The sequence below is a fragment of the Alphaproteobacteria bacterium HT1-32 genome (assembly GCA_009649675.1).
Classification (GTDB): domain Bacteria; phylum Pseudomonadota; class Alphaproteobacteria; order Rhodospirillales; family HT1-32; genus HT1-32.
Window position 1 is genome coordinate 2,376,974 of the sequence record WJPL01000001.1, and the last position, 24,948, is coordinate 2,401,921.

Genomic DNA, 24,948 nt, shown 5'->3' on the forward strand with positions numbered 1-24,948 from the left:
TCGGTAGCAAAGCCTGAAATATATGCTAAGGTGTTGATATCGCTCATTTTATGATTTTTTAAGGGTGGTTGACGACGGCATGGAACTTGCTTATTTATCGCAAAATCCAGAAAGGACATCCCATGACTGCCATGCCTCTGCCGCCGAAACCGGCCGCGTCTAAATCTGTCGCGACCGCTGCTCTGGTTCTGAAAGACGGATCGGTATTCTGGGGGCGCGGCATTGGTGCGACCGGTACGACCGTTGGTGAAGTCTGCTTCAATACCTCGCTCACAGGCTATCAGGAAATCCTGACAGACCCGTCTTATGCCGGGCAGATCATCACCTTTACCTTTCCGCATATCGGCAATGTCGGCACCAACCCTGAAGATGTCGAGACAACGACATCGGCGGCACGGGGCTGCGTTATCGCTGCGGATATCACGCAGCCGGCGAATTACCGCGCGACGCGGCATCTCGATGAATGGCTGAAGGCGAACAATCTCGTTGGTATCTCCGGGGTTGATACACGCCGCCTGACCCGGCGTCTGCGGGATCTGGGCGCGGCTGACTGTGCGCTGCTGCATGACCCGAATGGTCAGATCGATATTGCCATGCTGCGCAAGCAGGCGCAGAACTTCCCCGGCCTTGAAGGTATGGACCTGGCAAAGGATGTCAGTTGCACCCAGACCTATGAATGGTCAGAGACCCGCTGGGATCTGACGAACGGTTTCGGCACGCAGGAAGCGCCGGCGCACCGGGTTGTTGCGGTTGATTTCGGTGCCAAACGAAACATCCTGCGCTGTCTGGCCAGTGAGGGCTGTCATGTGACGGTCGTTCCGGCCAGTGCCAGCTTTGATGACATCATGCGGCACAATCCGGATGGTGTGTTTCTGGCCAATGGTCCGGGCGACCCGGCGGCAACTGGCGAATACGCCGTTCCGGTGATCAAACAGATACTGGAAACCGGCAAGCCGGTATTCGGCATCTGCCTCGGTCATCAGATGCTGGCGCTGGCTTTGGGCGCGTCGACCGGCAAAATGAAAACCGGCCATCGCGGCGCAAACCATCCGGTCAAGGATCTGGAAACCGGCAAGGTTGAAATCACTTCCCAGAACCACGGTTTTGAAGTGCTGGAAAGCTCACTCCCGGCCGGTGTCGTGATGACTCACAAGTCACTGTTTGATGGTTCTCTTGAAGGTATCAAGGTTGAAGGCAAACCGGTCTTTTCGGTCCAGTACCATCCGGAAGCCTCTCCCGGTCCGCAGGACAGCCATTATCTGTTCAAGCGTTTCGTTGCCAATATCGCGGCGTCTAAAGGGTAGGTTTTGACCTTTTGACATTACCCCGGAACCGGCGTCGCCGGGTCGTCCAGGGGATGTTTGTGTCCCCGGTCTGATCCGCGCCAGAAAATATTTCTGACTGATCGCCTTCTGCCTCTGGCAGAGGGCTTTTCCCGGCATATATCGCGCTCCGGTTTTATCTGGAGACGTTCTTTCATGACGCGGGAATTTGTTTGTGCAGCCACCGCCGTTGCCTTTGCAACTCTGGTCGGTGGTGATCTGTTCAGTATGCTGACAGCGTTCAGTATGGCGCTGATTGAGAATTTCACATCTGTAACGGACGGGTTGGCCATTGCAATGTCCGTTGCGGCAATCCCCAGTCTTTACCTTGTCGGATGGCTGGCCCGCAAAGCCTACAGAATGGAAATGTCGCTGGGTGTCCCGCAGGTTTCCCCGGCATCCTGACGGATGCCGGTCAGATGTGATTCATCTAGAAATACCGCGCCAGACGCAATTGCAGATGATGGTCGCGGCGGGCGCCGAATTGCGGGTCGCTGGCATCGGGACGATACAGGCGAATTTCCAGTTCGGCGGTCCAGCGGTCATTCAGGCGGGTGTCGGCTTCGATTGACAGCGACCCTTTGCCGGTCGTCGGGTCAATCATCACACCGCCCAGAAAGTCCGTATCATCAACATCGTTGAGGGTGATGCGGGCGCCAAGGAACAGGTCATGGTCGTAACCCGCAGCCGGGGAAGCACTGTTGCGGCCGTCATAATGGAACTCTGTCAGCAGGCCAAGATCGCCGGAATCATTGATGGCACCGAAGAAGGTGTATTCGACACCGGCAGAGGCAGCTGCGAAGCGGTCTGCCTGCCCCCAGCGATAGATGCTTTCCAGTTTCCACAGCCAGGCGTCAAAGGTTGCCTGAAGATCGAGGCCAGCCTGATTGATGACGTCATAGGAGGGAATGAAAGCAGCATCGCCCTGCGCGTTGGTACCGACGGAAAATGTTGGCTCCCGCGAGGTGCCACGGAACCATGAAAGACCAATGTCATATTCCTCGACCGCAGTTGCATATCGCAACGCCAGATCAGGATGCCAGCGTCCGGCGTCAGAGGTATAACTGGCCCGGTCCGTGTCGACGGGAGGCTGGGAGCGCAACCGGCCTTCCGGTCCGGGGAAGGTGCGCTCGCGGAAGTAGGGCATGAACAGGAAGTTGAGATTTCCCCAGTCGCGCTGCAGGCCGAGATTGACCATCGGCTGACCAAGTTTGTCTTCACCATCGACATCCTCGACCGAATCCGTCTGGTTGATGATATCGACCAGATGGCGGCTTTCGGTCACACCCCAGAAGACCTTGTCGATGCCGGCCCGCATGTCCCAGCCGTCACCGATATGCAGCCATTTGAACTCGCGCAGATCGCCGTGGGTGCGTTCTGCATCATGGTAGTCGTAACGGAAGAAGGGTTTGGCAACGAAGATATCGTCCCCGGAGTCCATTTCCATGACAACTTCCGGGGCGATAACCAGCGACGGGTTGAGATGCTGGTTGTCCTGCCGGGGGTCTGCCGGGGTTACGGGGAAGACCCGGAAGTCACCGGCGATATAGCCGGAGAAATCGTATGTCTGTCCCGTCGCGGCAAACGGATACAGCAGCAGGGTAGCGGCGATTGTTACCGCCGGTCGGCCTTGAAGGATGGACAGAAATCGCCGGTACATAGTCAATAGGCCCGCTTCAGGGAATTGCTGTTGAAGTCGCTGTCGGAAAAGCCCATCCGGAAGGTGATTTCCCCGATGGTCAGACGGGTTTTCTTGCCGGTCTGGTGGTTTTCCATGAACAGGTCATGGGCACGCCAGTATTTATCGAGATATTTTTTGTAGTCGCTGTAGGTCAGGGTTTTCAGCAGTTCGTTTTTGCGGTCATAGAAATCAATCTTCTGCAGGCGGTATTCAGACTTGTCGTACCAGGCGACCTGTTTCGTGTAACCGGAATCTTCATACTGGGGGATCTGTTCCAGCACGAAGCAGTCCAGCGCAGCGCAGGCTTCATCGCGCAGCCATGTGTAGCTGTATTTTTTTAGTTCCAGGGCGGAAATATCTTCATAGGCAAATTCGCTGCCGACGAACGGTCCGGATTTGTTTTTGGATGAAATCCGCTTCACCCGTTTCAGAGCGGGCAGATAGAGCCACTGGTCATCCGGCTCCAGAATGTTCGAAAAACTGAGCAACGCCGTACCCTTCACGTCACGGGGCTCCTCAAACACCACCAGCGTCTTGTCGCCCTTGTCCGGGTCCGGGACTTCCAGGGTATCCATCCGCATTTCGCGAATGCTGGTTTCACCATGACGGTTTTCCAGAACCATTCTGGTGATCTGGCGGCTGTCGCCAAAACCATGGTCCCGGCGGTCCCATTCCGCAGCAATCTCAGATCCTTTTGTGGCTGCATCCTGACTGAAAGCAGCAGACGGCAGGGTCAGCAGTGACGTGCCGGTGATTGTGATGGCGAGCAATTTACGTATGGCGGACATTGTTTGTTTCTCCGAAAGGTCGGGGGTCAGGCGGTTGCCGGTTTTGCTTCACCGGCCTTGTCGCTGGCACTGCGTTTATCAAGCAACAGCAGCAAGGGTGGCAGCAGCAGGAAGTCGATGATCAGGGCGATGCCGATGGCTATAGCGGTCAGAATGCCAAGCTCCGCATTGACCCGGAAGGAGGAGAAGGCAAGTACGGCAAAGCCTGCAATCAGCACGGCTGTCGTTACCCAGAGCGCCGTGCCGACCGTGCGGAAGCTGTAGCGAACGGCGTCTTCCGGACTGAAGCCACGTTCCCGGCGGGCGCGGACATATTTTGACAGGATATGCACGGTTGCATCGACAATCAGGCCCAGGCTGGTTGCCGCGATGACAGAGGCCGCCAGCCCCAGTTCACCAACGAACAGTCCCCAGATACCAAATGCCATGGCGGCGGGTGCCAGATTCGGGATCAGGCTGATCAGTCCGATTCGCAGGCTGCGGAGTGCAAAGATCAGGGTCAGTGAGATCAGCACGAAGGCCAGCCCCGTACCGATCAGCATGGACCTGATGTTCCTGTCAGCGATATAGGCGAACATGATCGCGGAGGATGTGCCCTCGGAATACATATGCGCCGGTGCATTGGCTCTCAGCCAGTCTTCCGATCGTTCAGAGAGCAGGCGCATTTCCTGACTGGTGACATTGTCGAGCGTGACGGTCAGGCGGCTGGCGGATTTATCCACATTGATCAGACTGTTCAGGTCGAGACCATAGGGCAGGGACATTTCGAACAGCAGCAGATACTGAGCCGCAAGGTCGCGTTCCGCCGGCAGTCTGTACCAGGTCTGGTCGTCGCCATGCATCGACTTGCTCAGCCGCTTCATGGTGTCAGTCAGGGTGTTGACGTGGGTCACTTCCGGCTGGCTGCGCAGCCATTCGCTGAAAGCCTCGACGGTAACCAGATAATCGGGATTTGATACGCCGCCGGATTCGCCGGAACCGAGTGAGAATTCGACCTGATAGATGCCACTCAGATTTTCCCGGGCAAAATCACTGTCGACACGAAAGGGAATCGAATGGTCGAAATATTCAACGAAGCGGTCATCAAGCTGGATGCGGCTTGTCATCGAGATCACGGCGACGGAGAGAATGCCGATGCCAACCAGCATTTTGGTGCGGTGGGTGATGATAAAGTCACCCAGTCGTTCGATCATTGGCGTCTGGCCGGACCGGTCGACGGCAACACGGCTGGGCAGAATGGCGGCCAGTGCGGGCAGAAATGTCATTGATAAGGCCCAGGCCGCGACAACACCGGCGGCGGACATGTTGCCGAGATCATGAAAGGGAGGGGCATCCGAGAAGTTCAGGGACATGAAGCCGATGACCGTGGTCAGACTGGTCAGGAAGACGGGCTGCGTATTGACCCGCAGGCTTTCAATCAATGCTTCCCGCCGTTCTGTGCCGCGACGCATTTCGCCGAACATGGTCACAAGGATATGCACGCAGTCAGCGATGGCGATGGTCAGCACGATGATGGGCGCCATGGCTGAAGGCGGGGTCAGGCGGATACCCATCCAGCCGGCAACACCCATGGCCCCCATTGCGGAGAGCATGACAACGAGCAAGGTCGCAAATGTGCCGGTGAAGGAACGGAGGAACAGGAAGACCGCACAGGCAATGATGCCGAACATCAGCGGAATCAGCAGCTGCATGTCAGCGATGCTGGCCCTCGGGAATGCATTGCTGAGAGGGGCGACGCCGGTAACCGCAACACGGAGGTCGGGATGCTTTGCCATGACCGCAGCCGCCATGTTTTCAGCATGGCTGACGGCGGCATCCAGTGCAACGGGGTCGTCTATGGGTAGTTGCAGGGTGATCTGCACCCCGGTCGTTGTGCTGTCGTCCGAGATCAGCCGGTTGGCGAGGGTTGGTTCCTCATGCACCAGCCGGTTGATGCGGCTGATGTCGTCTGCTGTCAGGTCAAGAGCGTCCTCAACCAGGTTCTCAACCACGAGGTCGTCCTGTACGGCCTCGGTATGCTGGAAGTTGGTGATGGAATCGACGCGGATGGAATAGGGGATTTGCCACGAATCCTCAGTCAGTGTTTCCACCACATCCAGCCATTCCGGTGTCAGGACCGGGCCTGATGCCGGTTTCAGGACAAACAGGATATTGTCGGACCGGGTATAAATCGCCTGCAGGGATTCGAAAGATTTCAGCTGCGGGTTGTCAGCCCCAAAGAAGGCCCGGTAGTCACTGGTGAAACTGAGGAAACGCCCCCCTGATGCAACAGCCATTATGGCGATCAGCGGCAGGATCAGAAAAAGCCAGCGCCAGCGGACAACAAACCGCGCCCAGGAAACTGCAAAACCGGTTTTCGTCTCAGTCATGTGAATCCCTCCAGATAGGACCGCTGGCCAGAGTTATGTCTGGACATATTTGCAAGTAAACTGTACGGTGTCGTTTACCCTGTTTCTTTTCGTAAGTAAACTGAACTGTGCAGTTTATCGGAGAATTTTTTTGAACAAGTCCGACTCATTCTTCCATAGCCCTTTGTTGCCGGGACGCCGCCAATGGTGAAGCAGACCCGAAGTGAGCAGAAGCATCAGGCTATTGTTGCTGCTGCACATGACATCTTTTTGCAAAAGGGCTTCAGCGCCGCCGGTATGGATGAGATTGCCGAGGCTGCGGGTGTGTCCAAGCGGACGGTTTACAGTCATTTCGGCTCCAAGGAGGACATGTTCGTTGCCCTGCTGGAGCGCAAATGCACGGCTACGCGTGAAAACTTTGTCAGCAACGCGGATGAAACAGCGCCGATTGATGCAACGCTGCGGGAACTGGGGCGTGATTTCCTCGCCATGATTTTTCAGGATGAAACCCTGAAGATGTTTCGTATTCTGGCCGCCGAGGCTGATAACTTTCCGGATATCGGACGGCGGTTTTTTGAAAGCGGACCTGAGGCATCAACTGCTGCGGTGGCCCAGTATCTTGAAAGACAGAAGGCGCTTGGCGTCATTGATATCGGGGATGCCTTCCAGGCTGCGGGTACATTGATGTCCGCGATGATGAACAAACGACTGATCGCCTGCCTGCTGAAGGCAGCCCCTATTCCGACGCCGGATGAGCGGGAAGAAATGGTTCAGCGAACTGTCGCCATCTTCCTTGATGGTGTGCGTCGGTAATTTGCGAATCGGTGGGGTGATTGTTGTGCTGTCGGCTGCCTGTCTGACCGGAATATGAGCTTGCAGGATGGACAAGCTGTTCCCAATTCGACGTCAGAGGTGGTAGAATCAGCCTCTAATCCGTGATTCGGGCATTAACCGCTTTCCCTTCCGAGCCTGAGGCAGTATCAACCCGCCGCCATGCCAAAACGTACCGATATTCAATCTATTCTCATCATTGGCGCCGGACCGATCATTATTGGTCAGGCGTGCGAGTTCGATTATTCCGGCGCACAAGCCTGCAAGGCGCTTCGGGAAGAGGGTTACCGGGTTATCCTGGTGAACTCGAATCCTGCGACGATCATGACTGATCCGGGCCTTGCCGACCGCACCTATGTCGAACCGATCACTCCCGAAATCCTGACCAAGATCATCGAGGCAGAACGCCCGGATGCCTTGCTGCCGACAATGGGCGGGCAAACCGCGCTGAATGCGGCGCTGGCTCTGGCTGATCTCGGCGTACTGGAAAAGTACAATGTCGAGCTGATCGGCGCGCGTCGGGAAGCCATCGAGATGGCGGAAGACCGCGAGAAGTTCCGCGAAGCGATGGAACGGATTGGTCTGGAAAGCCCTCGGGGACGCCTGTGCAAATCGATGGCGGAAGCCATGGAGGCCCTCGAAGATACGGGTCTTCCGGCTATTATCCGGCCCAGTTTCACGCTTGGTGGAACCGGTGGCGGCATTGCCTATAACCGCGAAGAGTTCGAGAAGATCGTTCGTGGTGGTCTCGATGCCTCACCGGTGACAGAAGTGCTGGTCGAAGAAAGCGTCATCGGCTGGAAAGAGTTCGAGATGGAGGTCGTGCGCGACAGCGCCGACAACTGCATCATCATCTGTTCCATCGAAAACGTCGACCCGATGGGCATTCATACCGGCGATTCGATCACGGTTGCGCCTGCGCTGACTCTGACCGACAAAGAATATCAGATCATGCGCAATGCCTCGATTGCAGTGCTGCGCGAGATCGGTGTGGATACCGGTGGCTCGAATGTGCAGTTCGCCGTCGATCCCCGGACGGGCCGCCTGATTATCATCGAAATGAATCCGCGGGTTTCCCGCTCCAGCGCGCTGGCTTCCAAGGCGACGGGTTTCCCGATTGCCAAGGTCGCGGCCAAACTGGCGGTTGGCTATACGCTGGATGAACTCGATAACGATATCACCGGTGTGACCCCGGCAAGTTTCGAGCCGACGATTGATTACGTCGTCACCAAGATCCCGCGTTTCACCTTCGAGAAATTTCCCGGTGCGGATGCGCTGCTGACCACATCGATGAAGTCGGTCGGTGAAGCGATGTCGATCGGGCGGACTTTCGCAGAAAGCCTTCAGAAGGGGCTGCGGTCGCTTGAAACCGATCTGACGGGTCTGGATGAGATCATCATTCCGGATGCCGAAACCGATCCCAATGCGGTTCGCGCCGCCTTGTCGACCCCGCGTCCCGACCGGCTGCTGGTTATTGCCCAGGCCGTCCGTCATGGCATGACGGTTGATGAAATAGCTGCGGCCTGCCTGTTCGAGCCCTGGTTCATTCGCCAGATTGCCGATCTGGTTGCGGTCGAGGAAGACGTGCGTGCAAACGGTCTGCCTTCCGACGCGCCAACGATGCTGTGGCTGAAAAGTCAGGGCTTCTCTGACGAGCGGCTGGCAACACTGGCCGGTGTTTCGGTCAAGCAGGTGCGCAATCGTCGCCGGCTGCTGGATGTGCACCCGGTCTATAAACGGATCGATACCTGTGCCGCAGAATTTGCGTCACAGACGCCGTATATGTATTCGACCTACGAAGGCGATGGCTTCGATCCGGCAGAAGATGAATCGGAACCGACAGATCGCGAAAAGATCATCATCCTTGGTGGTGGCCCGAATCGCATCGGTCAGGGTATCGAGTTTGATTATTGCTGTGTTCATGCGGTCTATGCGTTGCAGGAAGCGGGTTACGAGACCATCATGGTCAACTGTAACCCGGAAACGGTTTCAACCGATTACGACACGGCTGACCGGCTGTATTTTGAGCCACTGACGGATGAAGATGTCATTGAACTGGTCCGCAAGGAACAGTCCCGTGGCGAGGTCAAGGGACTGATCGTTCAGTTCGGCGGCCAGACACCGCTGAAGCTGGCCCGTGATCTGGAGAAGGCGGATATCCCCATTCTGGGTACGACGCCGGACACCATTGATCTGGCCGAAGATCGCGAGCGGTTTCAGCAGCTGTTGCAGAAACTGCGTCTGCGTCAGCCGCATAACGGTCTCGCGGTCAGCATTGAGGAAGCGGTTGTTGTGGCCAGCGATGTTGGCTACCCCGTGGTCATCCGGCCTTCTTATGTACTGGGTGGACGGGCGATGGAAATCGTCCATGACGAGACCGCATTGCGCCGCTACATGAAATCGGCTGTGAATGTCTCCGGCAAGTCGCCGATCCTGATCGACAGTTTCCTGCAGGATGCCATCGAAATTGATGTCGATGCGCTCTGTGATGGTGAGCAGGTGCATGTTGCGGGTATCATGCAGCATATTGAGGAAGCCGGGATTCATTCCGGTGACAGTGCCTGTTCCCTGCCACCCTATTCACTGGATGACGAGCTTCTGGCCGAAATTCGCAAACAGACAGAGGCGCTGGCCTTTGGTCTGGGTGTAATTGGTCTGATGAACGTGCAGTTCGCGGTCAAGGGCCGGGATATCTATATTCTGGAAGTCAATCCGCGCGCCAGCCGCACGGTTCCTTTTGTTGCCAAGGCAACGGGTGTGCCGATTGCGAAGCTTGCGGCCCGGGTGATGGCCGGCGAAAAACTGGCGACGTTTACTTTGCCGACCAAAGGCCCGAGTCATATGGCGGTCAAGGAAGCGGTGTTCCCGTTCAAACGCTTCCCCGGAGTCGACATCATTCTGGGTCCGGAAATGAAATCCACCGGCGAAGTGATGGGTATCGACGAAGATTTTGGTCATGCCTTCCTGAAAAGCCAGATTGGTGCGGGCATGAGCCTGCCGGACAAGGGGACTGTCTTCGTCTCGGTCAAGGACCGGGACAAGGCACCGATGGCAGAGCTGTGCAAGCGGCTGGTCGATATGGGCTTTGGCCTGATGGCGACCAGTGGCACGGCGACCTATCTGACAGAGCAGGGCCTGCCGGTGAAGAAGGTCAACAAAGTACTTGAGGGCCGGCCGCATTGCGTCGACGAGTTGCTGTCCGGCAAGATCCAGCTGGTCATCAATACGACCGAGGGTGCACAGGCAATTGCCGACAGTCGTTCGATCCGTGAAACGGCGCTGATTCACAACGTTCCGCACTATACGACGGTGGCGGGCGCCAGTGCAGCGGTCGAGGCAATTACGGCATTGCAGGGTGGTAACCTTGCAGTGAAACCCCTCCAGGACTATTTTACCGTTTCATTCTGATTTTAACTTCGCCCGAATAGCGGTTGAAAAATCGCGGCGGGCGTCGTTTCATTTTACGGTCACGAAAAACGGAAAGACGCGATGGATAAGTATCCAATGACCGCGGACGGGCTTAAACGCCTGGAAGATGAACTGCGGACTCTGAAGATTGATGAACGCCCGGCGGTCATCCGGGCAATTGCAACAGCGCGCGAGCATGGCGATCTCTCTGAGAACGCCGAGTATCATGCTGCGCGTGAACGACAGAGCTTTATTGAAGGCCGTGTTGCCGAACTTGAATCGCTGATTTCCTATGCGGAGGTCATTGATCCGTCGAAGCTGTCCGGCAACACCGTCAAATTCGGTGCGACGGTCGAGCTGTATGACGAAGACGCTGATGAGGATGTCACCTATCAGATTGTCGGCAGTCATGAAGCGGATATCGCGGAAGGGCGTCTGTCCATCACGTCACCGCTGGCCCGCGGTCTGATTGGCCGCGAAGTTGGCGACAGTGTCGAGGTGAGTGCACCCGGTGGCGCCAAGTCCTACGAGATCAGCAAGATCAAATACGTCTGATTTTGTCCCTGCCGGCGGGCTGGTCCCGCCGGTAAGGTCAAACAGGGTAACGCCGAGGGAGGTCCGTTGTGACCAGCGCCAGAGATGACGACCCGGACAGACAAACACCCGTCGAAGCTGCTCTTGAGGCACTGACGCCGGACCCGGAAACCGGTGTTCTGATGCCGCAGTCACAGCCGCAATCGCCACACCGGACGCGGGCGAAACCGGATGCTGATACCATTCGCCATGCCTTCGAATCGGGTGAATATCCCTATGCCGGACGCATGGGCCGCAAGGCCTACGAGAAGCAAAAGACCAAACTGCAGGTTGAACTGCTGAAGGTTCAGCGCTGGGCGCAGGATACCTCGCAGCGCATTGTTGTGCTGTTTGAGGGCCGTGATGCGGCAGGCAAGGGCGGGGCGATCAAGCGTTTCATGGAGCATATGAACCCTCGATATGCCCGTGTTGTCGCCCTGACGAAGCCGTCAGAGGAAGAACGCACCCAGTGGTATTTCCAGCGTTATGTCCAGCATCTGCCGCATGCCGGTGAAATGGTGCTGTTTGACCGGTCCTGGTACAATCGTGCCGGGGTTGAACGGGTGATGGGTTTCTGTTCGCCGTCGGAATATCTCGAATTCATGCGGCAATGTCCGCAGTTTGAACAGATGCTGGTGCGGTCCGGAATCATCCTCTTCAAGTTCTGGTTTTCGGTCACGCAGGATGAGCAGCTCAAGCGTTTCAAAGCCCGTGAAACCGACCCGCTGAAGACCTGGAAGCTGTCACCGATTGATCTGGCGTCACTGGACAAATGGCAGGAATATACCGAGGCTAAGGAAGCGATGTTCTTCCATACCGACACCGCCGATGCGCCCTGGACTGTGGTGAAATCGGACGACAAGAAGCGCGCCCGGCTGAACTGCATGCGCCACTTCCTGCATGAACTGCCCTATCACGGCAAAGACCATTCGGTCCTCGGCCATGTCGATCCCCTGATTGTCGGGCCAAGTGCCCATGTGATCAGTGGAAACGGCGGGATTCCCGGCGGGGGCGACTGATTTTTCTGTCGTTTTGGATGAGTGCGCACCGGGCTGTTGACCTGGTATCCTCAAAGTACTGCGACAGACTGTACTTCTGTCTCACAGGGCCATAACGTTTCCTTGATTTGCTGTCATCATGCACCCCACGTACATAGGTAAGTGGAAAAAGCAGGAGCAGGGTATGCTGATCAAGAAACGTAAAAGCTGGGAAATGCCGGAAAGTCAGGCAACGTCGGAAAGTCTGTTTCACGACCGCCGCCGACTGGTGAAAACCATCGCGACCGGGCCGATACTGGCATCTGGTGCTGCGGCCCTGCTGGCCGGTTGTGACTCAGGTGAGGCCGTGGCCACCGAGATTGAGGTTGATCCGACGGCTGATATGTATCCGGTTCAGCGTAATCTGGCCTACCGGCTGGATCGCGAGATCACCGAGGAAAAGCTCGCGACCACCTATAACAATTTCTATGAGTTCGGCACCTCGAAAAACATCTGGGTGCAGGCACAGGCGCTGCCGCTTCGCCCTTGGGAAATTACCATCGACGGAATGGTCGACAAGGAAATGACCCTGGGCTTTGACGACCTGATCAAGAAGGTGCAGCTGGAAGAGCGACTCTATCGCCATCGCTGCGTTGAGGCCTGGTCGATGGCGGTGCCCTGGTCAGGTTTCACCATGAAGCAGCTTGTTGCGCTGGCCAGTCCGAAATCCGGGGCGAAATACGTCAAGATGACGACTTTTCAGGATCCGAAAGTTGCCCCCGGTCAGAACTATTTCTTCCAGCCCTGGCCCTATGTGGAAGGCCTGACCATTGAAGAAGCGCAGAACGATCTGACCTTCATCGCGACCGGTCTGTACGGCAAGGCGATCCCGAAGCAGAACGGTGCGCCACTGCGACTGGTGACGCCCTGGAAATATGGCTTCAAGAGCATCAAGTCGATTGTGCGTTTTACCTTTACCGATGTGCAGCCGGTCTCATTCTGGGAGACCCTGCAGGACAAGGAATATGGCTTCTACGCCAATGTGAATCCGAAAGTCAGCCATCCGCGATGGAGCCAGGCAACCGAACAGGTGCTGGGTCAGGACGGTCGGGTGCCGACGAAGCTGTATAACGGCTATACGGAGCAGGTCGCCCATATGTATCCGTCAACCGAGGACCGGAAGTACTTCTACTGATCTGAGTGGTACGTAATCAGTCAGAGACGCCGCTGTCGGCCCGCAGACGGTCGATGGCGCGTCGTTCCTTCTTGGTCGGTCGCCCGGCCCCGGCGTCACGTACCGGCACCAGCGGTGTTTCCGGTGAGCGGGCTACACGCAGTTCGGGCGGGTCAAGATCGTGATACAGCAACTGTGCCTCCGGTGCCGGACCGCGCCGCTCACCGAGTTTCTCGACACGGATAATACGGATATGGTTGCCGAGCGGGAAGGTCAGTACATGGCCGGGCCGGATCATGAAATGGGCTTTTGAGACGGTTGCGCCATCAATTCGCAGATGACCGGCCGAGACAAATTTTGCGGCCAGCGTGCGGCTTTTGAAAAAGCGGGCATGCCAGAGCCACTTGTCGATACGCAGCGTGTCTTCCGTCTCGTTCATTTACCGACAACTCCCTGAAGTATGGCAAAGGGTGAAGATGAAACAGCGGGCGATTTTTGTTGGGGTCCGGCTGGCCGGTGGCGCTTTGGTTTTCGTTGCTTGCCAAGGGCGCGTGGCGTTGCCGTGAAGACAATACCTTCCTTTGTCGTCCGGGGGCGAAAACCGATGGATTTCAGGATCGAGACGACAGCGTCGAGACTTCCGCCCGCCAGTGAGGCCATCTCGGCATTGGCCGTGAAAGGGCCTTTCCAGCTGAGTTTTCGGGCGATGGCGGCAATCCGCTCCAGCATATCGACGCGCAGGGCAAAGCCATGGGCCTCGTGGCGTATGGTGGCGAAGCCGAGGGCATACCAGTAATCCCGTCTCCCAAGGTCCGACAGATCGAACGAGACCCGCCCTTCCGGTGGCAGCAGGGCCGGTCCTTCATCGTGGAAACAGCGCCAGAGCGCCGCACGGGCGGCAATAGCGGCAGGCTTCAGCAAGGCCGGCATGTAGATGGTTTCCAGCCCGAACCGCACGCCGAGACGTGCCAGGCCTTTCCTGTCATGGTCTGAAATATCTTTTCTGAGATCACTGACCGCACGGGTCGGCAGAGTGCCGAGAGCCTCGCTGAGCTGATAGGCAAGCCCGCGTGCAGTGCCTTTGAGATCAGGGTCACGGAGTTTCAGCAATGACGCCAGATGCCGGGTCAGGTAGTCATTCAGCCATTCCCGCAGATGCCGGGTCACCTGTTCCCGGTCACCGGCTTCAAACAGATCACTGTCATAGACCATGACATCCGGGGCCAGCAGGTCGCTGCTGCGTGTCAGCCGGCCGATGCTGTCATCGCCCCACAGGATGGTGCCGTCATCCGACAGGGAATAACGGTTACTGTCAGTCTGTCCCATGGCGGTGATGCGGCGGCGGATTTCAAGCCGGAGCGCACGTCGCGCCGCATTTGCGACAGTTCGTTTGCCGCCCAGTGTCTCAGCCTCGTCAGCACGGAACCGGAAACCGTCCAGCTGGCCGATATGATGCCCTTCCACAGTTACGGCACCATCACGGGAGACAGCAGCCAGCAGCGGGATGTTTTCGTCGTCATTCAGGCGTTTCACCAGATGGGCAGTCCGCTTGTCGACAAACCGCTGGGTCAGGCGGTCATGCAGGGCGTCGGAAAGCTTGTCTTCCACGGCCCGGGACCGTTCGCGCCAGACTTCTGCATCTTTCAGCCAGTCACTGCGATAGGCGACATAGGTCCATGTCCGGATACCGGCAATGCGGCCCATCAGGGTAGATATATCGCCATCGTCACGGTCCAGCCGGTCAATTTGCGTTGCCATCCAGTCTTCGGGCACGACACGGTCGCCATCGGCCAGCCAGTTGAACATGCGGGCCAGCATCCGGCTATGCGCCTCGCCCATGACTTTCCGGAAGTCAGGTATCTGGCAGACATCCCAGAGCAGGCGGACAATTTCGGGATCGTTCGCCATTTTCCGGATATCCGGATCCCGGGCGAGAATCTGCAGCGCGATGACATCATCACCATCCGGGGACCGTTGCAGCTCGCGACGGGGCGGCGGGGCTGTCAGGCTGGACAGCAGGCTGTCTGCATTGCGGAAATCAAGGTCGGTATTGCGCCAGTAAAGGCGGCGTTCCGGATCGAATTCATGGCTTTCTATCCGATCAACCAGGTCCGCATCTATCGGCGGGCAGTCACCGGTGACACCGAAAGTACCGTCATTCATGCTGCGTCCGGCCCGTCCGGCGATCTGCGCCAGTTCCGGCGCGGCAAGATAACGGCGGCGGCGGCCATCGAACTTTGCCAGACTGGCAAAGGCAACATGGTCGATTGCCATGTTGAGGCCCATGCCGATAGCGTCCGTGGCGACAAGATAGTCGACCTCGCCCGCCTGAAACATGGCGACCTGCGCATTGCGGGTTCGCGGGCTGAGGGCGCCCATGACAATAGCCGCGCCACCCCGCTGGCGGCGGATCAGTTCGGCGATGGCATAGACATCGTCAATGCCGAAGGCAACGACGGCACATCGGGCCGGAAGGCGGGAGATTTTCTTTGATCCGGCATAGCTGAGTGTCGACAGTCGGTTACGGGTCTCGAAGACCGCATCCGGTGCCAGCCGCCGGATCATCGGGCGTATCGTCTCGGCACCGAGGAACATGGTTTCCCGTGTTCCGCGGGCATGCATCAGCCGGTCTGTGAAGATATGCCCGCGCTCGCGGTCTGCACAAAGCTGGATTTCATCAATGGCGAGGAAGTCCAGTGGCAGATCGACAGGCATGGATTCGACCGTGCAGACATACCAGCGCGGTCGTTTCGGGATGATTTTCTCTTCACCGGTAATCAGGGCTACCTGCCCGGGGCCGCGAAGCTTGCAGATCCGGTCATAGTTTTCGCGAGCCAGAAGGCGAAGCGGAAATCCGATGACTCCGGTCGCGTGTCCAAGCATCCGCTCTATGGCCAGATGTGTCTTGCCTGTGTTGGTCGGACCCAACACGGCGGTCACTACCGGGTTCTCACCGTTCATGTTCAAACCCTTGCCGGTTTCAGTTCATCATTCAACAATTTCGTGGCAATCGATTGATATACAAGGGCTGAGCGGTTGTGAAATCCTGTCAGCACAGCTGCATATCCCGCTGCTGCCCCTTATCGAGTCGGTTAAAGAATTCTGATCTTTCAAATATGATATTGCGAGTCAGTTGCAATTTCAGTAATGATCTCCGTCCAGACCACTGACTTACATCCCGGAGATTACAAATGAATGGATCAGGCGGCTTCTTCCGAAGCCTCACCCTTGCTGCAGGGGCAATGCTGCTCGCAGTGGCTGCTCAGGCCGCAGAAGTTACCGATGTCGCTGGCCGGACTGTTACGGTCAACACGCCGGTGAAACGGATCATCCTCGGTGAGGGGCGTCAGATTTACGCCATCGCACCGCTGGAGAAGGAAAACCCGTTCGAACATGTGGTCGGCTGGAAAGACGACATGATCCTGTATGACCCGGATGCCTACCGGAAATATCTCGCAAAGTTTCCGGCACTTGCCGATATGGCAAATTTCGGGAGCCCCTATGCGGCTGATTTCAGTGTCGAGAAGGCGATTGCCGTCGATGCCGATCTGGTGATTCTGAACCTTGGCGAATACATGAAGGCTCAGGAAACCGGCATCATTGAGAAGCTGGAGAAAGCCGGAATTCCCGTGGTCTTCATCGATTTCCGTCAGCGCCCGACGCAGAACACAGTCCCCAGCATTCAGCTTCTGGGCCGGTTGCTTGGAAAAGAAAAAGAAGCGCAGGCCTATAACGACTTCTATCTGAAACAGATGCGGCTGGTTTATACGCGGACAATCAACAAGCCGGAAGACAAGAAGCCGCTGGTCTTTGTTGAGCGTGCGGCAGGCTACAATCCGAACAAATGCTGCAGCACGTTCGGTTCCGCCAATCTCGGACGCCTGGTTGAAGAAGCCGGTGGCCGGAACTGGGGTTCCACCATGTTCACCGGATTCAGTGGCAACATCAATCCGGAGCAGCTGTTCATAACCGACCCGGACATCATCATCGGTACCGGCGCAAACTGGTCAGAAGCAGTGCCTGATACAACGGCTGTTCTGTTGGGTTATGAAGCGGATATGGCGATGGCGCAGGAGAGGATGAAGGCGCTGGCATCCCGTCCGGGCTGGGAAACCCTGAAAGCGGTGAAGGCAAAGCAGTTCTATTCGATGTATCACCAGTTTTATAACAACCCCTACCATTTTGTCGCCGTTCAGGCTTTTGCGAAATGGTTCTATCCGGAAGACTTCAAGGATATCGATCCGAACGCCACGATGACTGAACTGCATGACAGGTTCCTGCCGATCAGTAACGAAGGCCTGTTCTGGGCAAAACTTCAGTAGACAGACTCTGACCCGCCGGAACTTTTCCGGCGGGTCATTTCTTCATGGGCACAACTATGACCGAAACCATTGAGACAACCGGTAGCGGTTACCGTCTGACCGTTCGCCGGCGAACCCTGATTCTGGTTGGTGGCCTGCTGGCCTTGCTAGCTGCCTTGCTTGCTGATCTATTTATTGGTCCGGGTAATTTCAGCCCGCTTACGGTCATCGGCACTTTATTTGATCCGGCGTCATATGGCGTGCGGATGGAGGTCATTGTCTGGGATCTGCGCCTTCCCGTGGCACTGACCGCCTTGCTGGTCGGTGTGATGCTGGGGGTCGCCGGCGCACAGATGCAGACCATTCTGGGCAACCCTCTGGCCGATCCCTTTACACTCGGTATTTCATCTGCCGCCAGTTTCGGGGCGGCGCTGGCCATTGTGCTGGGTATCGGCTTGATCCCGGTTGCCGGGCATCTGCTGGTCACGGCAAATGCTTTCCTGTTCGCTCTGCTCACCTCGGGGATGCTCTATTTTATCACCCGCGTGCGGGGGGTGAATGCGGAGACGATGATTCTGGTCGGTATTGCCTTGCTGTTCACCTTCAATTCGCTTCTGGCGCTGCTTCAGTACGGCGCGTCAGAGACCCAGCTACAGCAGGTTGTGTTCTGGATGATGGGCAGTCTGGGGCGTGCAAGCTGGCCGAAAATCTTTGGTGCGGTTGCCTTGCTGGCCGTAGTTCTGCCGCTGATGCTGCATCGTCGATGGGCGCTGACCGCCCTGCGGCTTGGTGACGACAAGGCGGCAAGTCTTGGCGTTAATGTGGTGCGGCTTCGCATCGAGATGCTGATCTGCATTTCACTGCTGGCGGCGACCTCCGTTTCCTTTGTCGGTACGGTCGGTTTTGTCGGCCTGGTTGGACCACATATCGCCCGCATTCTGGTTGGCGAGGACCAGCGTTTCTTCCTGCCGTTGTCAGGTCTTTGCGGCGGGCTGATCCTGTCGATTGCCTCGACGGTCTCGAAAGCCATCGTGCCGGGAGTGATCTATCCCATCGGGATCATCACCTCCCTGATCGGTATTCCCTTCTTCATCAGTCTGGTTATGAAATCCCGCAGGAGGCTCTGGTAATGTCATTGGATATCAGTGGATTGAGTGCCGGTTATGGTGCGCATCGCGTTCTTGATGATGTCACCATCAATGATCTGAAACCGGGGGAGGTGATCGCCATCATCGGCCCGAATGCGGCGGGCAAGTCGACCCTGTTCCGGACAATCGCCGGGCTCATCAGGCCGCTGGGCGGGCAGATCTGTTTTGCCGGTCAGGATGTGGCTACCATGCCTCCGGCAGAACGCGCCGCGCATATCTTTTACATGCCGCAGGTCTTTGCCATGAATGCGGTTCTCAGTGTGTTCGAAGTGGTTCTGCTGGCCCTGAAGCAATCAGGCCGGGCAACGGTTTCTGCCGATGATATCGGAACGGTGGAGATGGCGCTGGACCGTCTCGGAATATCCCGTCTGGCTGACCGGATTGTCAGTGAACTGAGTGGCGGCCAGCAGCAACTGGTCTCCATCGCTCAGGCGCTGGTGCGTGCGCCATCGGTGATGCTGCTGGATGAGCCGACAAGTGCGCTGGACCTTCGCCATCAGATTGATGTGCTGCAACGTGTCGGTGCGGCAACCCGCGAGCGGGGGTCGGTCAGTCTGGTGGCTTTGCACGACCTCAATCTGGCGGCCCGCTTTGCGGACCGGATCATCCTGATGGGGCAGGGACGGGTGGTCAGTGATGGCAGCCCGGTCGAGGTGCTGTCTTCGGCCCGGATTCAGGAGATTTATGGGGTCACTGTTGAAACCGGTTTTACGGCCTCCGGACAGCTCTATGTGGCACCACTGGATACCATGCCGGCGGCTGTTGCTGCCGAGTAAGCGAAAAACCTGCGCCTTGCGCTACCGTGTCATTGAATCCATATCTGGCCAGCCGTTTGGCACGACGACTAACAAGGAATGGAATTCATGGCCAAATCGAAGCTTAAATTCAAAGCCGAGACAGCGAAGCTGCTCGATATCGTTATCAACTCGCTTTACTCCGACAAGGATATCTTCCTGCGGGAACTGATCTCCAACGCCTCGGATGCCTGCGACAAATTACGGTACGAAGCGCTGACGAACGAGGCGCTGCTTGAAGGTGACGGAGATCTGAAACTGCGGTTGTCCGTTGATAAGGATGCGGGAACCATCACGCTGGCCGATAACGGTATCGGCATGAACCGGGATGATCTGGTCGAGAATCTCGGTACCATTGCGAAATCCGGAACAGAAGCTTTCCGCAAGGCGATCGAAAGCGGCGAAGATAAAAGCGTCGCTCTGATCGGCCAGTTCGGGGTGGGTTTCTATTCTGCCTTCATGGTGGCTGAAAAGGTTGAGGTGAAGTCCCGGAAGGCGGGTGACAGTGAAGGCTGGATCTGGATATCGGAAGGCGCGGGCACCTTCACCGTGGACAGTGCACCGGATGCAACCCGTGGTGCGGAAATTACCCTGCATCTTCGCGAGAGCGCGGAAAATTATCTCGATCCGTTCAAGCTCCGCCAGATCGTAAAGACCTATTCAGATCACATTGCACTGCCCATCGTGATGGCAGGTGAAGACGGTGAAGATGAGACCCTGAATACGGCTTCGGCAATCTGGACCCGATCGCAGAGCGAGATTTCCGCCGATGATTACAAGGAATTCTACAACCATGTCGGCCGGACCATGGATGACCCGTGGCTCACGATGCACAACAAGGTTGAAGGTGTCATCGAATATACGAACCTGCTGTTCGTACCGACAGAAAAGCCGTTCGACCTGTTCGAGGCTGAACGTAAACAGCATCTGAAACTTTATGTCCGCCGCGTTTTCATCACCGATGACTGCCCGGAACTGCTGCCCGCTTATATGCGTTTTGTCCGGGGTGTGGTGGATTCGCAGGATCTGCCTCTGAATGTCAGCCGTGAGACCCTGCAGGCCAATCCGGTCATCGCCAAGATCAAGTCCGGTCTTGTGAAACGCATTCTCGGCGAACTGAAGAAGAAGGCAGAGAAGGCCCCGGAAGAATATGCGAAATTCTGGGGCAATTTCGGCGCCCTGATGAAGGAAGGTCTCTACGAAGACTATACCAGCCGTGATGATCTTCTGGCGCTGGCCCGGTTCCGTACCACCGGCTCCGATGAGCTGGTCTCGCTGGCTGATTATGTTGGCCGGATGAAGGAAGGTCAGGACCAGATTTTCTATATCTCCGGCGATGACACGGACTCGATCCATCTCAGCCCGCAGCTTGAAGGCTTCAAGGCGAAGGGCGTTGAGGTGCTGTTGCTGACCGATCCGGTTGATGAATTCTGGATTCCCTCGGTCGGTGTCTATGAAGGCAATGCCTTCACCTCCGTGACCCGTGGTTCTTCCGGCCTCGACAAGATCACGTCCAGCGATGAGGAGAAGGCGGAAGAAGACAAGGCTGATACGCCGGATACCGCCATGCTGATCGCCCGTTTCAAGGTCGCACTTGGTGAACAGGTGAAGGATATCCGCGCCTCGACCCGCCTGACCGACAGCGCCTGCTGTCTGGTCGCCGACGAAGGCGATGCTGACATGCATCTGGAGCGGTTGCTCCGCCGTCATAATCAGGTGGAGAAGCAATCCAGCCGTATCTTTGAGATCAACCCGAAGCATCCGATGATCAAACGCCTCGGAGAGATAGTCGAAACCCAGCCGGACAATGTCGATGAAGCAGCCCGTCTGCTGCTTGATCAGGCCCGCATTGTTGAAGGTGAAACCGTCACCGACCCGGTCGCTTTTGCCAAACGCCTGACCAACATGATGACCCGCGGTCTGGTGGGGTAGGCTCCGGAAGTCTTCCGGTATTGTTCGCTATCCTTCGAGGCGCCTGCGATGCAGGCCCCTCAGGATGAGGTGCGGTTTTAAAACGGCCTTATCCTGAGGAGGGCTGTAAGCCCGTCTCGAAGGATAGCCGTTAACCCCCGCCCTCATTTCCGCACAACTTGCATCCCCCGGCGGACCTGAGCATTTTGCATCTGAACCTATCAGGAGCAGTTCATGAAGGCGCAGCCAGCGGGGTCGCATTATATTTCCGGTGCGTATGTTGATGATACGCAGGGCGCTGTCATTGAAAGCCGTTATCCCGCGACAACAGAAATCATCGCCCGGCTGAATGCTGCGACTGAGATGACGGTCAGCAAGGCCGTGGATTCAGCGCGTGCCGGTCAGCAGGTCTGGGCGGCCATGTCGGGCGTGGAACGTGGCCGGGTGTTGCGACGGGCGTCTGATCTGCTGCGGGTCCGCAATCGTGAACTGTCTGAACTGGAAACACTGGATACCGGCAAGCCGTTGCAGGAGACACTGGTTGCTGATGCGGCCTCCGGTGCGGATTGTCTTGAATATTTTGCTGGTATCGCGGGCGACATGACCGGCGAGCATATCGATTTCGGCGGGCCTTTTGCCTATACCCGGCGTGAACCGCTGGGCGTCTGTGCTGGCATCGGGGCCTGGAACTATCCGATCCAGATTGCCTGCTGGAAATCAGCTCCTGCGCTGGCCTGTGGCAATGCCATGATCTTCAAACCGTCAGAAACGACACCGCTGTCGGCCCTGAAACTGGCTGAAATCTATTCCGAGGCCGGTTTGCCTGATGGCGTGTTCAATGTGGTTCAGGGCTATGGAGAGACCGGTGCGTTACTGACGGCCCACCCGGATGTCGCGAAGGTCTCGCTGACAGGCTCTGTCCCGACCGGGATGCGGGTGATGGCTGGCGCAGCAGCAAGTCTGAAGCAGGTGACGCTGGAGCTTGGCGGCAAATCACCACTGATCGTGTTTGAAGATGCGGATATCGAGAATGCGGTCGGCGGTGCGATGCTCGGTAATTTCTATTCCAGCGGGCAGATCTGTTCCAATGGAACCCGGGTTTTTGTACAGGACAAGCTGCGCGATGCTTTTCTGGACCGCCTGCAGGAGCGCACGGCGAAACTGCGGCTGGGCGATCCGATGGATGAAGCGACACAGATCGGCCCGCTGGTTACTGCGGCCCAGCGTGACCGGGTGCTCGGCTACCTGCGATCCGGTGTTGATGAAGGGGCACGCCTGGTCTGTGGCGGTGAAGCCGTGACGATGCAGGGAATGGAAGCGGGCTGGTTTGTCGCCCCGACGATTTTTGCTGATGTGCAGGACGATATGCGCATTGCCCGGGAAGAGGTTTTCGGGCCGGTAATGTCGGTGTTGTCTTTCAGCGATGAGGAAGAGGTCATCGCCCGCGCCAACGCGACCCCGTTCGGTCTCGCCGCCGGTGTCTTTACCCGCGATCTGGCCCGTGGTCATCGCGTCGTGGCACGTCTGCAAGCCGGAACCTGCTGGATCAATGCCTATAACCTGACACCGGCGGGTATGCCGTTCGGCGGCGTCAGACAATCCGGTTTTGGCCGCGAAAATGCGCGGGCGGCACTGGACAGTTACAGCCAGATCAAGTCGGTCTATGTAGAGACCGGTGACGTGGACGCGCCTTACTGACGGTGCGCAGGGGAGGGGTTATTCACCGCCACTCATGAAAGCCTTCTTCAGGCCGGGAAGGAAGGAGACGGCGAGAAAAGCCAGTGTCATCAGCAGAAAGACAAGGCTGATCGGTTCCGTTACGAACACCGTCATATCACCGCCAGCCAGCAGCAGCGAGCGCCGGAAGTTCTCTTCAAGCAGCGGACCCAGAATGAATCCCAGCAGAACCGGGGCGGCCGGATATTCGAACTTCCGCATGATATAGCCGATGATGCCGAAGATCAGCACCACGAAGATATCGAAGACACTGTTCGACGAGGAATAGACCCCGATACAGATGAAGACGAGGACTGCCGGATAGAGCAGGTGATAGGGGATGGTCAGCAACCGGACCCAGAGACCGATCAGTGGGATATTGAGTACCAGCAACAGGATATTGCCGACCCAGAAACTCATCACCAGTCCCCAGAACATGGCGGGTTCGTTGGCGATGAAACTGGGGCCGGGGGTTATGCCGTGGATCAGCATGGCGCCCAGCAGAACCGCCATGACCGCATCGCCGGGGATGCCGAAACTGAGTGTCGGGATGAAAGCGGCCTGAACCGAAGCGTTGTTGGCTGCTTCAGGTGAACTGATCCCTTCAATCGCGCCGCGACCAAACCGCGACGGGTCTTTTGCGATCCGCTTTTCCAGCGCATAGGCCATGAAGGAGGCAATGCCCGGACCGGTGCCCGGCAAGGCGCCGACGATGGAGCCGACGATGGTGCCGCGTGCGGTTGGTCGCCAGACCTGACGCCATTCATTGCGGTTCGGCATCATCGAGCGGAAGGTAATGTCTTTGGCTGACAGGCTGGTGCTGCGGGTAATGCCGATGTTCGACAGAATCTCCGCGACGCCAAACAGGCCCATGGCAACGGCCACCAGTGACAGGCCGTCCGACAGCTCGAATGACCCGAAGGTAAAGCGGAACAGACCGGTATTCACGTCTGTGCCGACCAGTCCCAGCGCCAGACCGAAGCTGACCATGGCGAGGCCTTTCAGCGGCGATCCGACAGAGAGAGTGGATGCCGCCACCAGTCCCAGAATCATGACTGAGAAGTAGTCCGGTGCGCCGAAGCGGAGTGCAAATTCGGCGATGATCGGGGCGAAGCCCATGACCAGCAGAATGGCAAAGGAAGAGCCGACGAAGGAGGTAATGGCAGTGACGAACAGAGCCAGCCCGGCCTTGCCCTGCCGGGCCAGCGGATAACCGTCCAGACAGGTTACGGCGGATGTCGCGGTGCCGGGCAGATTCAGCAGGATAGACGCTGTCGAGCCGCCATACTGGGTGCCGTAGAAGATGCCGGCCAGCATGATCAGTGCGGATGTGGGATCGACGTAGTAGGTCATCGGCAGGGCCAGCGAGATCGCGGCCAGCGGGCCAACACCGGGCAGCACGCCGACGATGGTGCCGACTGTCACGCCGATGAAACAGAACAGCAGAGAGTTGAAGGAAAGTGCTGTTTCCAGCCCGAGGGAAATATTGGAAATGAAATTGCTCATCGGTAACCAGTCACGGCATCCAGCGGGACACCCAGCCCCTTGATGAACATCAGGTAGCCGAACAGCGCCATAAAGATTGCCACACCCGCGAGTTGAAGGATTCGGGGGCGGGTTTCACCGCAGCCACTCAACATCACAAGGGCGACGGTCGCCGGGATGAAGCCAAGTGGTGTGACCAGCAAGGCGAAAGCCAGAATGCCTGTGGTCACAGCCAGTAGCGGCCGCCAGCCAAAATCTGGTCTGGGACTGTCCGATTTCCGGACATCAAAGGCCACGGCAAGCGCCAGCAGGATAATCAGACTACCCAGCACGACCGGGACAAACCCCGGTCCGGGGCGGGTGAGTGAGCCGAGCGGGTAGCTGCCGCCTTCGAGAACCACCAGCGCACCGAGGACTGCAAGTCCAAGAGCGGCTGTCAGTTCAGGTCGATTGATCTGCGATGGCACCTGGTGGTCCTTGTTCAGTTGTTG

The 24,948-nt window shown here is 57.4% G+C and carries 19 protein-coding genes; 12 read left to right on the top strand and 7 right to left on the bottom strand.

Going from position 1 to position 24,948, the window contains the following annotated elements; genetic code table 11:
• Positions 1-131: 131 nt before the first annotated feature.
• Both carA and GH722_11320 read left to right on the top strand, forming a co-directional pair.
• Entirely contained in the window at positions 132-1,304 is a 1,173-nt protein-coding gene (gene carA / locus GH722_11315) for a glutamine-hydrolyzing carbamoyl-phosphate synthase small subunit (GenBank protein MRG72363.1), read from the top strand.
• A gap of 174 nt (positions 1,305-1,478) precedes the next feature.
• The gene (locus tag GH722_11320) at positions 1,479-1,727 is read left to right on the top strand and encodes a hypothetical protein (GenBank protein MRG72364.1); all 249 of its coding nucleotides are present in this window, start codon (positions 1,479-1,481) and stop codon (positions 1,725-1,727) included.
• Positions 1,728-1,752: 25 nt separating this feature from the next.
• Here the strand turns inward: GH722_11320 and GH722_11325 are convergent, their stop codons facing one another.
• From GH722_11325 to GH722_11335, 3 genes are read right to left on the bottom strand one after another with little or no spacing between them, the layout of a single operon-like run.
• On the bottom strand, positions 1,753-2,982 hold the full coding sequence (locus GH722_11325) for a hypothetical protein (protein MRG72365.1): 1,230 nt from the start codon (positions 2,980-2,982) through the stop codon (positions 1,753-1,755).
• Between the two features lie 2 nt (positions 2,983-2,984).
• A complete protein-coding gene (locus GH722_11330) occupies positions 2,985-3,791 on the bottom strand; it encodes an outer membrane lipoprotein-sorting protein (protein MRG72366.1) in 807 nt (268 codons plus the stop codon).
• 26 nt (positions 3,792-3,817) lie between these two features.
• Complete coding sequence (locus tag GH722_11335; protein ID MRG72367.1) at positions 3,818-6,160, bottom strand: MMPL family transporter; 2,343 nt, start codon at positions 6,158-6,160, stop codon at positions 3,818-3,820.
• A gap of 183 nt (positions 6,161-6,343) precedes the next feature.
• Between GH722_11335 and GH722_11340 the strand changes: the two genes are divergently transcribed.
• The 5 genes from GH722_11340 (at position 6,344) to msrP (ending at position 13,123) form a co-directional block, all read left to right on the top strand.
• Positions 6,344-6,952, top strand: a complete 609-nt coding sequence (locus tag GH722_11340; GenBank protein ID MRG72368.1) for a TetR family transcriptional regulator — start codon at positions 6,344-6,346, stop codon at positions 6,950-6,952.
• A gap of 180 nt (positions 6,953-7,132) precedes the next feature.
• A complete protein-coding gene (gene carB, locus GH722_11345) occupies positions 7,133-10,378 on the top strand; it encodes a carbamoyl-phosphate synthase large subunit (protein MRG72369.1) in 3,246 nt (1,081 codons plus the stop codon).
• An 81-nt stretch (positions 10,379-10,459) separates the two neighbouring features.
• Complete coding sequence (gene greA / locus GH722_11350) at positions 10,460-10,933, top strand: transcription elongation factor GreA (GenBank protein ID MRG72370.1); 474 nt, start codon at positions 10,460-10,462, stop codon at positions 10,931-10,933.
• A 161-nt stretch (positions 10,934-11,094) separates the two neighbouring features.
• Positions 11,095-11,970 (top strand): polyphosphate kinase 2, encoded by an 876-nt coding sequence (gene ppk2 / locus GH722_11355; protein ID MRG72371.1) that lies wholly within the window; start codon positions 11,095-11,097, stop codon positions 11,968-11,970.
• Positions 11,971-12,133: 163 nt separating this feature from the next.
• Positions 12,134-13,123, top strand: coding sequence for a protein-methionine-sulfoxide reductase catalytic subunit MsrP (gene msrP, locus GH722_11360; protein MRG72372.1), 990 nt, complete (start codon positions 12,134-12,136; stop codon positions 13,121-13,123).
• Positions 13,124-13,139: 16 nt separating this feature from the next.
• Here the strand turns inward: msrP and GH722_11365 are convergent, their stop codons facing one another.
• On the bottom strand, positions 13,140-13,541 hold the full coding sequence (locus GH722_11365) for an RNA-binding S4 domain-containing protein (protein ID MRG72373.1): 402 nt from the start codon (positions 13,539-13,541) through the stop codon (positions 13,140-13,142).
• Positions 13,538-16,063 (bottom strand): disulfide oxidoreductase, encoded by a 2,526-nt coding sequence (locus GH722_11370; GenBank protein MRG72374.1) that lies wholly within the window; start codon positions 16,061-16,063, stop codon positions 13,538-13,540. Before GH722_11370 ends, GH722_11365 begins: the two co-directional genes overlap by 4 nt.
• Before the next feature lie 230 nt (positions 16,064-16,293).
• On the opposite strand from GH722_11370, the gene GH722_11375 reads away from it, so the two are divergent.
• The 5 genes from GH722_11375 (at position 16,294) to betB (ending at position 22,954) form a co-directional block, all read left to right on the top strand.
• Entirely contained in the window at positions 16,294-17,424 is a 1,131-nt protein-coding gene (locus GH722_11375) for an ABC transporter substrate-binding protein (GenBank protein ID MRG72375.1), read from the top strand.
• Between the two features lie 56 nt (positions 17,425-17,480).
• Entirely contained in the window at positions 17,481-18,533 is a 1,053-nt protein-coding gene (locus GH722_11380) for an iron chelate uptake ABC transporter family permease subunit (protein ID MRG72376.1), read from the top strand.
• A complete protein-coding gene (locus GH722_11385; GenBank protein MRG72377.1) occupies positions 18,533-19,327 on the top strand; it encodes an ATP-binding cassette domain-containing protein in 795 nt (264 codons plus the stop codon). The genes GH722_11380 and GH722_11385 overlap by 1 nt, the downstream gene beginning before the upstream one ends.
• A gap of 87 nt (positions 19,328-19,414) precedes the next feature.
• On the top strand, positions 19,415-21,277 hold the full coding sequence (htpG, locus tag GH722_11390) for a molecular chaperone HtpG (protein ID MRG72378.1): 1,863 nt from the start codon (positions 19,415-19,417) through the stop codon (positions 21,275-21,277).
• Between the two features lie 213 nt (positions 21,278-21,490).
• On the top strand, positions 21,491-22,954 hold the full coding sequence (gene betB / locus GH722_11395; GenBank protein MRG72379.1) for a betaine-aldehyde dehydrogenase: 1,464 nt from the start codon (positions 21,491-21,493) through the stop codon (positions 22,952-22,954).
• 18 nt (positions 22,955-22,972) lie between these two features.
• On the opposite strand, the gene GH722_11400 is transcribed toward betB, so the two are convergent.
• Both GH722_11400 and GH722_11405 read right to left on the bottom strand, forming a co-directional pair.
• On the bottom strand, positions 22,973-24,478 hold the full coding sequence (locus GH722_11400; GenBank protein MRG72380.1) for a tripartite tricarboxylate transporter permease: 1,506 nt from the start codon (positions 24,476-24,478) through the stop codon (positions 22,973-22,975).
• On the bottom strand, positions 24,475-24,942 hold the full coding sequence (locus GH722_11405; GenBank protein MRG72381.1) for a hypothetical protein: 468 nt from the start codon (positions 24,940-24,942) through the stop codon (positions 24,475-24,477). The genes GH722_11400 and GH722_11405 overlap by 4 nt, the downstream gene beginning before the upstream one ends.
• Between the last annotated feature and the right edge of the window lie 6 nt (positions 24,943-24,948).